This window comes from Aliiroseovarius conchicola, from assembly GCF_041403445.1.
GTDB classification, from domain to species: Bacteria; Pseudomonadota; Alphaproteobacteria; order Rhodobacterales; family Rhodobacteraceae; genus Aliiroseovarius; species Aliiroseovarius conchicola.
The window spans coordinates 370,499-384,431 of the sequence record NZ_JBGEHL010000002.1 but is presented as its reverse complement, the minus strand read 5'-3'; the positions used below and the strand labels follow the sequence as shown (position 1 = coordinate 384,431).

At 55.6% G+C, this 13,933-nt stretch carries 13 protein-coding genes; 5 read left to right on the top strand and 8 right to left on the bottom strand.

The features are described 5' to 3' along the window. Positions 1-9 precede the first annotated feature (9 nt). Genes V6N04_RS04765 through V6N04_RS04750 form a run of 4 tightly spaced genes read left to right on the top strand, consistent with a single transcriptional unit; the run spans position 10 to position 3,049 of the window. A complete protein-coding gene (locus tag V6N04_RS04765) occupies positions 10-1,101 on the top strand; it encodes an ABC transporter ATP-binding protein (protein ID WP_371168988.1) in 1,092 nt (363 codons plus the stop codon). Then, positions 1,098-1,961 carry a carbohydrate ABC transporter permease gene (locus V6N04_RS04760; RefSeq protein WP_371168987.1) on the top strand — a complete coding sequence of 288 codons (864 nt, stop codon included), beginning with the start codon at positions 1,098-1,100 and terminating at the stop codon, positions 1,959-1,961. Before V6N04_RS04765 ends, V6N04_RS04760 begins: the two co-directional genes overlap by 4 nt. Before the next feature lie 10 nt (positions 1,962-1,971). Then, positions 1,972-2,769 (top strand): carbohydrate ABC transporter permease, encoded by a 798-nt coding sequence (locus tag V6N04_RS04755; protein WP_371168986.1) that lies wholly within the window; start codon positions 1,972-1,974, stop codon positions 2,767-2,769. A gap of 1 nt (position 2,770) precedes the next feature. Then, positions 2,771-3,049 carry a DUF2160 domain-containing protein gene (locus V6N04_RS04750; RefSeq protein WP_371168985.1) on the top strand — a complete coding sequence of 93 codons (279 nt, stop codon included), beginning with the start codon at positions 2,771-2,773 and terminating at the stop codon, positions 3,047-3,049. A gap of 62 nt (positions 3,050-3,111) precedes the next feature. Here V6N04_RS04750 and V6N04_RS04745 read toward each other — a convergent pair whose 3' ends face one another. The 5 genes from V6N04_RS04745 to V6N04_RS04725 form a co-directional block, all read right to left on the bottom strand. Next, a complete protein-coding gene (locus tag V6N04_RS04745; protein ID WP_371168984.1) occupies positions 3,112-4,224 on the bottom strand; it encodes a M56 family metallopeptidase in 1,113 nt (370 codons plus the stop codon). Beyond that, the gene (locus V6N04_RS04740; RefSeq protein WP_371168983.1) at positions 4,214-4,606 is read right to left on the bottom strand and encodes a BlaI/MecI/CopY family transcriptional regulator; all 393 of its coding nucleotides are present in this window, start codon (positions 4,604-4,606) and stop codon (positions 4,214-4,216) included. Before V6N04_RS04740 ends, V6N04_RS04745 begins: the two co-directional genes overlap by 11 nt. 94 nt (positions 4,607-4,700) lie before the next feature. Next, on the bottom strand, positions 4,701-6,233 hold the full coding sequence (locus V6N04_RS04735) for a glutamate synthase-related protein (RefSeq protein WP_371168982.1): 1,533 nt from the start codon (positions 6,231-6,233) through the stop codon (positions 4,701-4,703). A 113-nt stretch (positions 6,234-6,346) separates the two neighbouring features. Next, a complete protein-coding gene (locus V6N04_RS04730; protein WP_371168981.1) occupies positions 6,347-7,189 on the bottom strand; it encodes a nuclear transport factor 2 family protein in 843 nt (280 codons plus the stop codon). Between the two features lie 22 nt (positions 7,190-7,211). Further along, positions 7,212-7,496: a DUF2218 domain-containing protein gene (locus V6N04_RS04725; protein WP_371168980.1), complete on the bottom strand. Its 285-nt coding sequence runs from the start codon at positions 7,494-7,496 to the stop codon at positions 7,212-7,214. Between the two features lie 97 nt (positions 7,497-7,593). Between V6N04_RS04725 and V6N04_RS04720 the strand changes: the two genes are divergently transcribed. After that, positions 7,594-8,472, top strand: a complete 879-nt coding sequence (locus tag V6N04_RS04720; protein ID WP_371168979.1) for a LysR family transcriptional regulator — start codon at positions 7,594-7,596, stop codon at positions 8,470-8,472. Between the two features lie 22 nt (positions 8,473-8,494). On the opposite strand, the gene V6N04_RS04715 is transcribed toward V6N04_RS04720, so the two are convergent. From V6N04_RS04715 to V6N04_RS04705, 3 genes are all read right to left on the bottom strand, one after another. Continuing rightward, positions 8,495-11,797 (bottom strand): error-prone DNA polymerase, encoded by a 3,303-nt coding sequence (locus tag V6N04_RS04715; RefSeq protein ID WP_371168978.1) that lies wholly within the window; start codon positions 11,795-11,797, stop codon positions 8,495-8,497. Positions 11,798-11,878: 81 nt separating this feature from the next. Further along, positions 11,879-13,345, bottom strand: a complete 1,467-nt coding sequence (locus V6N04_RS04710) for a Y-family DNA polymerase (protein WP_371168977.1) — start codon at positions 13,343-13,345, stop codon at positions 11,879-11,881. Next, on the bottom strand, positions 13,314-13,865 hold the full coding sequence (locus tag V6N04_RS04705) for an ImuA family protein (protein WP_371168976.1): 552 nt from the start codon (positions 13,863-13,865) through the stop codon (positions 13,314-13,316). Before V6N04_RS04705 ends, V6N04_RS04710 begins: the two co-directional genes overlap by 32 nt. Positions 13,866-13,933: the final 68 nt, after the last annotated feature.

Here is a 13,933-nt window from a genome sequence, read left to right as displayed (position 1 = left end):
GGGGGCGAGATGGCCAAGATCACACTAAAAAACCTGCGGCATTCCTATATGCCGGACCCGAAAGGGCCCGAGGATTATGCGCTGAAACACCTTGATATCGATTGGGACGATGGCGGGGCCTACGCGCTGCTTGGTCCGTCAGGGTGCGGAAAATCCACGCTTTTGAACATCATTTCGGGGCTTCTTGTGCCGTCAGAAGGTCAGATTCTGTTTGATGACCAAGACGTTACACCGTTCCCACCGGATCAGCGCAACATCGCGCAGGTGTTCCAGTTTCCGGTCATCTACGACACGATGACGGTCTACGACAACTTGGCGTTCCCGCTTCGCAATCGCGGGCGGGATGAAGATACCGTGCGCGAGCGGGTGCTTGAGATCGCCGAGATGTTGGAGGTCACAGATATGCTGGACCGCCGTGCTGCGGGGTTGTCGCCGGACAACAAGCAAAAGATCTCGATGGGGCGCGGTTTGGTGCGCAATGACGTGAATGTCGTGATGTTTGATGAGCCGCTGACGGTGATCGACCCCCATCTGAAATGGAAGCTGCGTTCGAAACTGAAAGAGCTTCATCAGCGTGTCAAAGCGACCATGATCTACGTCACTCACGACCAGACCGAGGCGTTGACCTTCGCGGATCAGGTTGTTGTGATGGAGGAAGGCGAAGTGGTGCAGATCGGCACGCCGGTTGAACTGTTTGAACGACCGGCCCACACTTTCGTGGGTCACTTCATTGGCTCGCCCGGTATGAATGTTCTTCCGGCCGAGCTGCGCGACGGAGGGGCGTTTTTTCACGGCCAGAATATCCCGCTGGAAGGTGCAGTGAAGCCCGGCACGGATGGGCGCATCGAAATCGGCGTCCGCCCAGAGTTCGTAGCGGTCGGAGACAGCGGGATCGAAGCGCAGGTGAACCGCGTGGCCGATGTTGGTCGTCATAATGTGGTCGAGGCGATGGTGGGGGATCAAAAGGTCTCGGCCATTTTGAATGGCCCTGCTCCTGCAAAAGGCGACCGCGTTCATCTGCAATTCCAACAAGACCAAACCCGCATTTATTCCGACGGCTGGATCGCAACCGATCCGGCCTCGCAGGAGGCTACGGCATGAAAACCGAAAACCAAAAAGCGTGGTTCTTTGTGCTGCCAGTGCTGATACTGGTGGCCTTTAATGCGCTGATCCCAATGATGACTGTGGTGAACTACTCGGTGCAGGAAACCTTCGGTGACAACCTTTTCTTCTGGGAGGGGCTGACGTGGTTTGAACAAATCTTACGATCCGAACGGTTCCATGCCGCCCTTGGTCGGCAGTTCCTGTTCACCTTTCTGGTCCTGATCATCGAAGTACCTTTGGGTATCGCCATCGCGCTGTCCATGCCGCGCAAAGGGTTCTGGGTGCCGGTCTGCCTTATCCTGATGGCTCTACCAATGTTGATCCCGTGGAACGTGGTGGGCGCGATGTGGAATATCTTTGCTTTGCCTGACATTGGCTTGCTTGGCTATTTCATCAATCACGTGCTGGGTATCAACTACGATATGACCCAAGACCCCGTGGCTGCATGGGTGACGATTATCACAATGGATGTCTGGCATTGGACATCGCTGGTCGTGCTGCTGTCCTATGCGGGTCTCGTCTCGATCCCGGACGCCTATTATCAGGCCGCCAAGATCGACGGGGCATCCAACTGGTCGGTGTTTCGATACATCCAACTGCCCAAGCTGAAAAACGTGTTGACCATCGCGATGCTGCTTCGGTTCATGGACAGTTTCAATATCTATACCGAACCGTTTGTCCTGACCGGAGGGGGGCCGGGCAACTCGACCACGCTCCTGTCCATCGACCTTGTCAAAATCGCGCTGGGTCAGTTCGATTTGGGGCCGGCTGCGGCGATGTCGCTGATCTATTTTGCAATCACGCTTCTGGTGTCTTGGGTGTTCTACACCTTGATGACCAAAGACGACCTGAACTGAGGACGAACACATGCAAAAACGATATCTCGTCCCACTTATCTACATCATCTTCCTGTTGCTGCCGATCTACTGGCTTGTCGCGATGAGCTTCAAGACAACGAATGAAATCCTTGCGGGCTTCTCGCTGTTCCCGCAGACCTTTACGCTGGATGCATACAAAACGATCTTCACCGACCCCACATGGTATTGGGGTTACATCAACTCGATCCTTTATGTGTCGATCAACACGGTGATTTCGATCGTGGTGGCGCTGCCTGCGGCCTATGCGTTTTCGCGCTATCGCTTTCTGGGCGATAAGCATCTGTTCTTTTGGCTCCTGACCAACCGGATGGCCCCGGCGGCGGTGTTTGCCCTGCCGTTCTTCCAGCTTTACTCGGCTGTCGGGATTTTCGACACACACTTGGCCGTGGCATTGGCGCACTGCCTGTTTAACATCCCACTGGCCGTTTGGATCCTAGAAGGTTTCATGGGCGGAGTACCGAAAGAGCTAGACGAGACCGCCTATGTCGACGGCTATTCCTTCCCGCGCTTTTTCGTGTCGATCTTTATACCCACAATCAAAGCCGGCGTTGGTGTGGCCGCGTTCTTCTGCTTCATGTTCTCGTGGGTGGAACTGCTGCTGGCCAAAACGCTGACAGCGGTCGCGGCCAAGCCCATCGCAGCCACTATGACCAAAACCGCATCAAGCGCTGGGTACGAGCTGGGATTGTTGGCGGCGGCTGGAACGCTCACGATCATTCCGGGTGCGATTGTGATCTATTTTGTCCGTAACTACATCGCGAAGGGTTTCGCGATGGGGAGGGTTTGATATGCTAAGCTGGATGGCATGGACGTGGCCAACTGCGTTTGTCTTTATCGGTATCTTTTCAGGTATTGCGATCCTCACACTGGTTGAGATCAAGTACCCCGGTGGCGCAGAGCGTCAGGGCGTTCTTGGCCTGACAACCACCCGAGGGGACCGGTATTTCCTGAGCCTGCTGGGCACGAGCTTTATCTTCATGATCTGGTTGGGCCTTATCGGAATGCCGCTTTGGGGACCGCTCGCAATATCACTCGTTTGGGGCTTCTTTTGTTTCTGGAAGGTTTGAACAGTTCGAAATAACAAGCGGCCCCGAATTCAGGGCCGCTTTTTTCTATCAGATCGGCGTGATTACCAGCTGCGTTGCGCCAAGGTATTCAACTGGTTCAACCGCTCAAGATTGGCGACCGTGGACAACATAATTCGTTCGTGGCTCCAACCGGCAGGCTGCGCCAACGACGTCGCACCCAACAGCACACAAGCCGACATCACGACCGACATAGCAACACCGATGAAACGCCGCTCGCGGGTTGGGTTGGATTGATCGTGCGCGATCTCAAGAATGCGGTCTTTCAACATAGACCGCCGCCCGATTAGAGGAACAGAGCGCCCAACCAAAGGCACACCGAATGCGCGCGGCTGACCGCGTGTGTTTCGGTTGCGGCGCGCGATGGTCAAAAGCCGTATGGAATACCCGTGCGCGTCGAACCGGCGTCGCGCCAGATATGCCCGGTCACATGCCAACTCGCCCAGCTTGCGAAGGCGTCCCGACAGGAACCAGAAGCCTGGATTCAAAACAACCAGCGGCGAGATCAGCGAAAGAACCACTTCTGCATCAACATCGCCCTGACGGATGTGTTGCATCTCATGTCCGATGGACATCTGCATCGCATCCCGGTCCCGATACAGGTTTTCCGGCAGTACGACGTAGTAGAACCACAGGCCGCGCGTGGAAAAAGGCACCGTGATCTCGGGGCTCACCACAACGCGGACCCGGCGGCTTTGGCGCATCACATGTCCGGCCTGAATGGCGCGGCTGATACGCGATACATTGACGAGCAGATAGACACTTCGCGCGATGAGTGCGGTCAGAAATGCCGCGACCAGCACCATAACCGGCCAAGATCCACCCGTTGCAATGTGATCTACGAACTGCGTCTTCATTGAAATAAGCGAGCTCATTTCGCTGGCGCTGACGGACAGGTTACCTTTTAGATACTGCGCGACGATGGCGTCCGTTGCATTCACTGAAGTCGCCAGCGGCGAGGACATCAGAAGTGGTAAAACAAACGGCAGCACAGCCAGACTGAGGCAGGCACTTACACCCAGCCGACGACGCGTCAGAAAACATCGCCGTTGTCCGCACAGCATGAATGCTGCTTCGAATACGGCAAAGACCAAGGCGGCCAGCAAGATCATGGATTGGATCCAGATCACCCCCCCTACGATTTGTTCAATCGTCATCCTTTCTGATCCTTGTATCAATGATCTCTTTTATTTCCTGGATCATTTCGTCCGTCAGATCTTCGTTATCCACCAACCTTGCAACAAGCGCGGTCGGTGTTCCTCCAAACAAAGCATCTGACAAGTTCTTGAGGGACCTCCCCTCATACTCATGCCTTTGGATGGCGGGCACATACACCAGGCTTCTGGCCTGCCGCTCGGATGTGACATACCCTTTGTCATCCAAAATTTTCATGATCGTCGCCACCGAAGTATAAGCCCGTTTGGTGGTACCCTTCAGGGCCCCCATAACATCACGCACCGATCCGGAGCCTATGCTCCAGAGTGCAATCATGAATTCCAGCTCAACATCTGTGAGCAATTCGCTGCGTCGGCGCGCCACGGCAATTCTCCGTCAGTGACAACTATAGAATTAGTATAGGAGAAACTCGGTAGCACAAAGTGAAAAAGGCCATTGTCGCTTATTTGGACCTCGTTTAACTTGCCACACCGGCAAATCTAACGCCGGACAAATCTGCCATCTCGCGTTTCCAGGTCGTGATGTCATTTTTACGAAAGTCCGTCAGGTTGTTGTGTCCGCATGCGCGCGCGAGAACCTGCATCAGTTCAACACTCGCGCCGAAGTAACGGGCGAGTTTTTCTGCGCCAACCTGGACGTCCAATCGCTTGCGCAACTCGGGTTTCTGGGTGGCGACTCCGACTGGGCAGTTGTTCGAATTGCACATCCGTGCTGCAATACAGCCAACGGCCTGCATCGCTGAATTGCTGATTGCGACCGCGTCAGCGCCAAGCGCCATAGCTTTGATGAAATCCTCGGGCATGCGCAAACCACCCGTGATCACCAGCGTGACGTCGCGCCCGGTCTTGGCGTCCAGATGTTTGCGGGCGCGGGCGAGGGCGGGGATGGTCGGGACCGAGATGTGGTCGCGGAATATCAGCGGGGCAGCACCTGTGCCACCGCCACGGCCGTCGAGTATGATGTAATCCGCACTTGCCTCCAGCGCGAAATCGATGTCGTCCTCGATATGATTGGCAGACAACTTGAACCCGATGGGGATGCCGCCGGATCGTTCGCGAACTTCATCGGCCAGCTTGCGAAAGTCAGAGGCTGTGTGAAGGTTGGGAAAGGTTGACGGTGAGATTGCGGCTTGCCCAGGTTCTAGACCGCGCACATCGGCAATCTTGCCCTGCACCTTGTCGCCCGGCAGATGTCCTCCGGTACCAGTCTTGGCGCCTTGGCCACCCTTGAAATGAAAGGCCTGGACCCGCTCGACCAACTCCGGTCGCCAGCCGAATTTTGCAGAGGCGAGTTCGTAGAAATATCGGGAGTTCTCGCGTTGCTCTTCGGGAAGCATTCCTCCTTCACCCGAGCAGATACCAGTGCCCGCCAGTTCTGCGCCGCGTGCTAGAGCGGTCTTGGCCTCCTCGGATAGCGCGCCATAGCTCATATCCGACACAAACAAGGGGATTGATAGCTCCAAAGGCGCGCGGGCTCGGGGACCGATTGTGACGGATGTCGCAACATCTACGTCGTCTAACAGCGGTTTGCGCGCCATTTGCGCAGGCAATATCTGGATGTCATCCCAATGCGGCAAATCTTTGCGCGGCACGCCCATTGCGCCCATTTCGCCATGATGACCAAGCTTGCTTAACCCGTCGCGAGCCAACTCGTGAATGCGCGCCACGGTTGGTTCTTCGGGCGTTGCTTTGGCCGTGGGGATTTCTGACTTTGGCTCCGGAGCGGTATCGCCCACTTCAAGGTTACCTAACGTCGCGTGCGTGCCATCGCAAAACGGACCGTTCGCGGTGGCCTTACATTGGCAAAGCGCGGCTTGTCCGCTTTTCTCTGCAATGTACTTGAGTGGCGTCACGTCCGTGCCCGCATGCGAGCCGTCGCAAAAGGGCTGAGTTTTGGAGAGACCGCATTGGCACCAGAAATAGCTCTTCCCCTTTTCAAGTTCAACTTTGGCTGGGAATTTCGCGGCGATAACTGGAACTTGCTGGCTCATGGGTTTCCTCACTGGCTATTGGTTAGTTAGAATCAGAACGTATCGTTTCACGCTAACACGGTTGTCTAGGTTTCGGGCAAGCGGCGGGGCTGTGTTAACAGCCCCGCGAAAGATCAGAACTTACCCGGATATCCACGGGGCAAATCCCCCGACGGCATGTCGGCGATGACGTCCCAATGTTCGACGATCCGGCCATCTTCAAGGCGAAAAAGATCGAAATATGCGGTGGGTTGATCACCAAATACACCTTTGGACGCTGTGAATACATAGTTCCCCTCGGCCACAATTATTGCCAGGTCGGAATAATAGAAAGCGATATCGTTTTCGGCGAGATGGGCAAGAAACGCGCCTAAGCCGTCGAGCCCATCGCCGGCCGCCGTGTTGTGCTGAAGATATTTCTCCGGATTGATGTAGTTGGAGAAGTCCACCTTTTCGCCATCGATCAAGACGCGTGTGACAAAATCTTCGACCAGCTCCTTGTTCTTGGTTGTGGCATCCAGATCCGTGATCTCGGTACCACCGTCAATTTGGGTGCGACCAGATGGGTTCGGTTTATCCGCAACAGGTTGGAGGTTATCCCAATGTTCGACGATTTTACCGTCTTCATTGAACCGAAACACATCAAAGGCAACCATCGGAGTGGGTCCGAAACCTTCCCACACGTTATGCATCACAACCATATCACTGGCTCCGATCATGCGCACAGTCTCAAGCTCAAATCCTAGCCCTTGTTTGGCGTGTTCCACCAAACCGCGCAGCGCATCGACTCCGGACCCCGCCACTGGATTGTGTTGGATATAGGGGTCGGCGAAATATGTGTCGATCCTGGACGCATCCAGATTGACCAACACGTCATTCATTGCCGCAACCGCAGTCGCCTTGTTGGTTTCGACATCGGCAAGTGCTGCCGATGTACTTAGGGCAATTGCACTGAGTGTGGTTAATGTCTTTTCCATCATCGTATCCTTTCAAGATTATTCAGACAGCGCGCTGCCAGGCTAGAGTTGGGTTTTCCCGGAATGCGAAGCGCGAAAGATGGCTGCTTATGAACTGTTCCAGACGTCCGATCTCGTCATGTTCGCCGGAGACAGTGATTGATAGGGCGCTGTCGGATGCGGTCATCTCGCAATGGCCAAATGGCAGCGTGACATTGCCTTGCGATGAGGTGAAGGTGGCGGGAACCTTGTGGCCAAAATGCTTGCCAAGCTGCTGCAAATACTTGGATGCGTGATTGGTCTTTAGGTGCAACTTACTGTGGGTCATCGATCTCTCCTTGCTACGAAAAGCAGATGTAGACAGAGATTGACCTTTCGATTATCCCACTATTATCGAAGGCACTGTTCTATAAATTGGAAAGATGATGGATGAATACCGGGGGCTGGCGGTGTTTGTGGCCGTTGCGGAAGCAGGCAGCTTTAGTGGGGCAGGGCGTCGTTTGAAGTTGTCGACATCGGTGGTTAGTCATCACATCTCGAAGTTAGAGGCGAAGATTGGTGCATCGCTGTTCTTTCGATCCACCCGGTCTCTGTCGTTGACGGCCGAGGGGCGTGCTTCTTTGCCGGCGGCGCGCGCCATGGTCGATGCCGCCCAAGAGGCGATGGATGTTCTAGCTGAAACCAGTGATCAACCAACTGGGGCCTTAAGGGTCACGCTGCCGGCTTTTGGAGATCGAAGCCCGCTGCATCGCGCCATATGGCGCTTTGCACGTAAGTATCCGATGGTTGCGGTGTCGATCCACGCTAACGACTATCCCGTTGATCTTGTGAAAGAAGGATATGATTTGGCCATCCGCCTTGGCGTCTTAAAAGACAGCACAATGATGAGCAAACGTATCGGAAGTTTCAGGCGAAAACTGGTTGCCAGTCCCGAATATCTAGCTTCGCGCCCCAAAATCAGATCGGTGGAGGACTTACTGGCCTGTGATTTCATCTCGATCGCAATGTTGTCAGACAAAATCACACTTTTGAAGGCGGATGAGCAGTTCAGTTTCGAGCCCGAGAACGTGCGGGTCGAAGTACACTCTTTGGCGTCGGCTAAGTCGGCGATCCTAGAGGGTCTTGGCATTCAGCATCTGCCGGACAGCGAAGCTGATGATGAAATTGCTGCGGGTATGATGGTCGAGGTGTTGCCGCAATGGTCGTTACCGGAACTGGGGATATATGCCGTTTGGCCAGATATCGGGCCGCAGAAAAAACTGACACGCAGGTTGATAGATTTTCTGAAAGAAAACCAAAGTTAGCTTGGTCGGCCTTGTTTCGCGGTCAATGAAAATCCCGCGATTTGGGGATGATCCTGACATCACGGGGATGGCGCCGGGAGGGGTGTGCCACGGGCCTGCGAACTTCGTCGGCGTGGGCCAACGGCGTGTCCATGGTGCCATTTGACAACCGATCCAATGCATCACTGCGGTCTATCAACTTGTGCACCACAACATGGATTACGTCTTCATCACGCTGAACGACACCACGTATGTCGATAAGGCGTGATTGCATAATGGCCTTACGGTAGGCTTTCATCACTTTGGCCCAGACCACCAGATTGGCGATGCCGGTCTCGTCTTCGATTGTGATAAAACACACGCCCTTGGCGCTGCCGGGGCGTTGCCGGATCAGGACCAAACCGGCCAACGAGACAAGCTGTCCGTTGCGCATTTGAGGGAGGTCGCCTGCTGGGGTATAGGCTTGGCGCGTCATGCTTTGGCGCAGGAATGCCATCGGGTGTGCTTTCAGCGATAGCCTTAAGGTCTGATAATCTGCCACAACATGCTCACAGCTGGGCATTTTGGGTAAGATGAACTGAGGCTCGCATCCTTCTTCGTCGGCATCTCGAAAGAGTGGTAAATCCGGTGCATCACGTAAGGCTTGTGCATCCCAGAGCGCTTGTCTGCGGTCCAGACCGACGGACCGGAACGCGTCTGCGGCAGCGAGCTTGCGTATTGTGCTGGTGTCCAGTTTTGCACGGCCTTTGAGGTCCTGTAAGCCATTGAACGGTATATCGCGCGCTTGCATTAACCGTTCTGCCATCCCTTGCCTTGTTCCATCCACCTGCCGCAGGCCCAGACGCACTGCAAAGTATCCCGGCTCAATCGGCTCCAGCGTGTTGTCCCACAAGCTGTAATTGACGTCTGGCGCGCGCACTTCCACTCCGTGTTCGCGTGCGTCACGCACGATCTGAGCGGGTGCATAGAAGCCCATTGGCTGGGCATTCAGCAAGGCGGCGCAAAACACATCCGGGTAATGGCATTTTATCCAACTGGAGATATAGACCAGCAACGCAAAGCTCGCCGCATGACTTTCGGGAAAGCCGTAATCGCCAAATCCTTTAATCTGGTTGAAGCAGCGGCTGGCAAACTCTGGATCGTAACCGCGCGCAATCATCCGCCCAACCATCTTTTCCTCAAGCTCGCCAATTGTGCCACGCGACCGAAAGGTCGCCATGGCCTTGCGCAACTGATTTGCCTCTGCGGGGGAAAACTCTGCTGCCACCATTGCGATTTTCATCGCCTGTTCTTGAAAAATGGGTACGCCGAGGGTCCGGTGAAGCACCTTTCGCAGCTCGTCGGGGTCATGATCGGGGCCGGGCGCGGGATAGTCGACAATTTCCCTGCCACTGCGCCGCCTAAGATAGGGATGTACCATGTCGCCTTGAATGGGGCCGGGACGTACGATGGCGACCTGAATGACCAGGTCATAGAACTCGCGAGGTTTCAAACGTGGAAGCATGTTCATTTGTGCCCGGGATTCTACCTGGAACGTACCCAGACTGTCGCCCTTGCAGAGCATATCATATACTGCCTGATCCTCTTTAGGGACGGTCGCAAGGTCAAATCGCTGACCATGATGTGCGGCAATCAGATCGAACGCCTTGCGAATACAGGTCAGCATTCCCAGCGCAAGCACATCGACCTTAAGGATACGTAGCTCGTCAATATCATCCTTATCCCATTCTATGAAACTGCGATCAGCCATGGCGCTGTTGCCGATAGGCACAATCTGAGTCAGCGGTGTTTCGGTCAAGATAAAGCCACCAACATGCTGGCTAAGGTGGCGGGGCATGCCGATCATCTGGTCCGCCAGTTTGATGGTGCGCGACAAAAGCCGGTCTTTCAGATCCAACCCAGCTTCGGCGGCCTCTTTCATGCCGATGTCACGGCCCCAGCTGCCCCATATCGTCTTGGAAAGTGCGGATGTGACATCCTCTGAAAGCCCCATGACCTTGCCCACCTCACGCACGGCCATACGGGGACGATAATGGATCACGGTCGCGCAAATACCGGCCCGGTCGCGCCCGTATTTTTCATAGATGTGCTGAATAACTTCTTCGCGCCGCTCATGTTCAAAATCAACATCGATATCGGGTGGCTCGCGGCGCTCTTCCGAGATGAAGCGTTCAAACAAGAGGTCATTTTTGTCGGGATCCACGGCAGTGATCCCCAACACATAGCAGACAGCTGAGTTTGCAGCAGAACCGCGCCCTTGGCACAGGATCGGTGGATCACATTCATAACGAGCAAACTGGATAATATCGTGGATGGTCAGAAAATACTGAGCGATATCCAGTTTGCCAATCAAGGTCAGCTCTTTGTTCAGAGTTCGGCGCACGTTATCGGGGATACCCTTTGGGTAATGGGCAGCCGCACCTTCCCATGTAAGCTTGGACAGATAGTCTTGGGGGCTATGGTTTTGGGGAATAACCTCTTTTGGGTATTCATAGGACAACTGACGCAGGTCAAATCTACAGGCGTCTGCAACCAATCGCGTGGCGCGGATGGCGTGCGGCCACTCGGCAAAGAGGGCGCACATCTGGGTAGGGGATTTTAGATGTCGTTCGGCATTAGCCTCTAACAGAAATCCTGCCTTGGTGATCGTGGTCTTATGCCGGATGCAGGTCATCACATCCTGCAAAGGCCTGCGGTCAGGCGCGTGGTATTGCACGTCATTTGTGGCCAAGATTGATAAGTTGCGCTCTCTGGCGAGGCGGTCCAAAGCGTTTATTCGCGCCCGATCATCGCCGCGATAAAGATAACTGACGGCAATATGCCGCAAAGTGGGCAACGCGGTGATCAATCGAGGTAGGTTGGCGGCAAAGATTGGAATGTCATAGCCGGGCATGGCGATCAGCTGTACATCTTCTGCATGCTGCGCCAGATCGTCGAGCGTAATGTCGCAAGCTCCTTTCTCTTGCCAGCCGCCTGCAGTGTCCTGCATCTTGCCTTTGGACAGCAACTGACAAAGCCGCCCGTAAGCCGCCCGATCCTTTGGATAGGCCAGAAACTGCTCGCCACTGACCAACTCGATCCTGCTCCCGATGACGGGGCGCATCTTCGCCTTCAATGCTTCGGCGTGTAATCTGACCACACCCGCCATCGTGTTCAGGTCTGCCACGCCAATTGCGTCATAGCCTTGTGCCCAAGCCGTCGCGGACAGATCTACGGCGTCGGACGCGCCGTGTAGAAAGGAAAAGCATGTGGTGATCCCAAGTTCGACAAAATCGGCTTTTGGGTTGGGGGTGAAACCATCGTCTTCAAGTGTGCGTCTTGGGCGCTGGTTGTCCATCTCAGGCATGCAAGGCTCCACAGTGGTTCGGGGTGCATTGACCCGATGTGGAAGTAATCAACCTGACTGTTTTTGCGTCGTGCCGGGTCATCAGGCAAACATCCCGTGCACAAACCAACGCGGATCTCCGCCGCGGCCGTCTTTATGTAGCCCTTCGCGATAAAGCCACAGACGCTTGCCACTTTGATCTTCAATTTTGAAATAATCACGCAACCGCGTCCCGGGACAGTCATGCCACCATTCCGGGGCAATGCGTTCAGGGCCAGCGTAGCGAGCCACCCGATGTGTTTGTCTGCGCCAGGTGAATTGTGCAGGCGGTCCTTCGGGAACGGCATAAAGCACACGTATCTCTTCCGGCGTGCTTAACAGACGAAGTGGGCGCTCTCGTGCAACGGGCTGGGCCATCTTTTGGGTGGGTCTCAAGGCTCCTAGCGCCTTCTCGGCCCGTTCCGGGACATGGCTTTCACGTAGAACCGGGCGTTTTATGGAGCGACCGCCCAACCTGGCCGTCAGGCGATCCAGAAGTTGCGGCAGTTCGACATCGTCTTCGGCCTCTCCCTCCAGCCGGGTTTGGACAAGCTCCACAGGTTCGATCACGTCTGCTTCGAGCGTGATCAAATCGAAACCGTAGCCGGGGTTAATGCGCTCAAGCTTGTCGACAAAAAGGCGGTGTAAATGGTCGGGGTCGCGTGAGGGGGCGGCTGTGGCGGCCCCAATTGTGCTGGCATCACCGTCGGTATGATAGACGCTCAATTGGATGCTTCGGCACCCAAAGCCATGGTTGGCCAGTTGCAGGCACAGGTCCGCACAAAGCCCCGGAAGATAAGAAGTCGGGTCTTGGATTGGTTCGGGCAAGCGGGCTTGTGCCTTGAACCTCGGGTGGGTCTCCTCGCTTGCGACCGGTTCGGCAAGATGCCCCATGGCCTGATCCAGTCGCAAAAGCGGATTGGTATGTGTGGCAACCCGGGCAAAGCGCCGGGCCAGAGAAAGGCGTGGCACATCGCTGATCTCGCCCACCGTCTTTAGCCCGAGGCGGTGAAGCAATAACAAGGTGACCGGGTCAAGCCGCAGACCTGCCGCAGGCAAAGGCCCCAGCATTGATGTGGTTTGTCCGGCATCACAGATTGCACGGACCGGCCCATAGCGGGCCAGCGCCCATGCCGCCCCCCATGTGGGGGCAACGGCCAGTTGCGCGCTAAGTCCCAGCGATGATAGGCGGGTTTCCATATCAATTAGCATGGCCGCTTCGCCGCCAAGCAGATGATCAGCCCCTGTTGTATCCAAAATCAAGCCGTTTGGGCCGTCGATCACCGTCCAGGGACACCAGCGCCGCGACCAGATCATCAACCGTTCCAACGCGGCCTTGTCCCCTGCGATATCCGCATATTCGACTTGTAAATCAGGGCTGATCGCTTTGACATCCACCACTCTTGCGCCGGTTGTCGCCCCGGCCATTCGGGCTGCGCGATTTGTGGCGTGGACGATTGGCCCATGCGGCCCCTCGGTGGCCAGGACTATCGCCACATCATCCGGTGGGGCGCTGCCGTTCTGCTGCATTACCCGCTGCCATCGTTCTATCGCGAACTGGGGTAGAAAAATTGATACGATCCGTCGATTGGTCATATGTTACCACCCATGTTCCGGGCCGAGAACCGCGTGAGCGGAACAGTTCCACCTGCCAGCGTGGATCGCCTGGAGTTTGCGGGTCGTGTGGGTGCGGCAGGGAAGGCAATGATGTGACGCGCCATCGATTGCGTGCAGCACTTAAATTTGGGGAGACCGCGCGCCGGACCAGCCAGCAGGGCCGTTTGTGGTATTCTGCCCTTAGTGCCAGACGTTTGGTGGCTGTGAAATCCAGCACGCTTGGATCGCCCCAAACCTCGCCGATAACGCAACTCAGAGCTTTGCAGCGCAGCCCTTCCTCCATCGCCCACAGCACATCCGCCGCCCGGTTCACATCGACACGTATGATGTTCTTGTGTGGTAGTCCGGGCAAATACGGATTGCCTGTTTCCTTTTGTGACACCCGATCCTGCACCCAAAGCAATGGCGTGCCGCCTTTCCCGAGTTGCGACATAATGAACCCCAAAACCCCCATATCGGTTGCCACGGCCGGAAAGGCCTCGGACAGAATCTTTGTCTTCT

Bases quoted from the DNA above. Each gene is read 5' to 3' on its own strand.
- V6N04_RS04765 (WP_371168988.1), top strand. From the start codon at position 10: ATGGCCAAGATCACACTAAAAAACCTGCGGCATTCCTATATGCCGGAC.
- V6N04_RS04760 (WP_371168987.1), top strand. From the start codon at position 1,098: ATGAAAACCGAAAACCAAAAAGCGTGGTTCTTTGTGCTGCCAGTGCTG.
- V6N04_RS04755 (WP_371168986.1), top strand. From the start codon at position 1,972: ATGCAAAAACGATATCTCGTCCCACTTATCTACATCATCTTCCTGTTG.
- V6N04_RS04750 (WP_371168985.1), top strand. From the start codon at position 2,771: ATGCTAAGCTGGATGGCATGGACGTGGCCAACTGCGTTTGTCTTTATC.
- V6N04_RS04745 (WP_371168984.1), bottom strand. From the start codon at position 4,224: ATGACGATTGAACAAATCGTAGGGGGGGTGATCTGGATCCAATCCATG.
- V6N04_RS04735 (WP_371168982.1), bottom strand. From the start codon at position 6,233: ATGAGCCAGCAAGTTCCAGTTATCGCCGCGAAATTCCCAGCCAAAGTT.
- V6N04_RS04730 (WP_371168981.1), bottom strand. From the start codon at position 7,189: ATGGAAAAGACATTAACCACACTCAGTGCAATTGCCCTAAGTACATCG.
- V6N04_RS04725 (WP_371168980.1), bottom strand. From the start codon at position 7,496: ATGACCCACAGTAAGTTGCACCTAAAGACCAATCACGCATCCAAGTAT.
- V6N04_RS04720 (WP_371168979.1), top strand. From the start codon at position 7,594: ATGGATGAATACCGGGGGCTGGCGGTGTTTGTGGCCGTTGCGGAAGCA.
- V6N04_RS04715 (WP_371168978.1), bottom strand. From the start codon at position 11,797: ATGCCTGAGATGGACAACCAGCGCCCAAGACGCACACTTGAAGACGAT.
- V6N04_RS04710 (WP_371168977.1), bottom strand. From the start codon at position 13,345: ATGCAGCAGAACGGCAGCGCCCCACCGGATGATGTGGCGATAGTCCTG.
- V6N04_RS04705 (WP_371168976.1), bottom strand. From the start codon at position 13,865: ATGTCGCAACTCGGGAAAGGCGGCACGCCATTGCTTTGGGTGCAGGAT.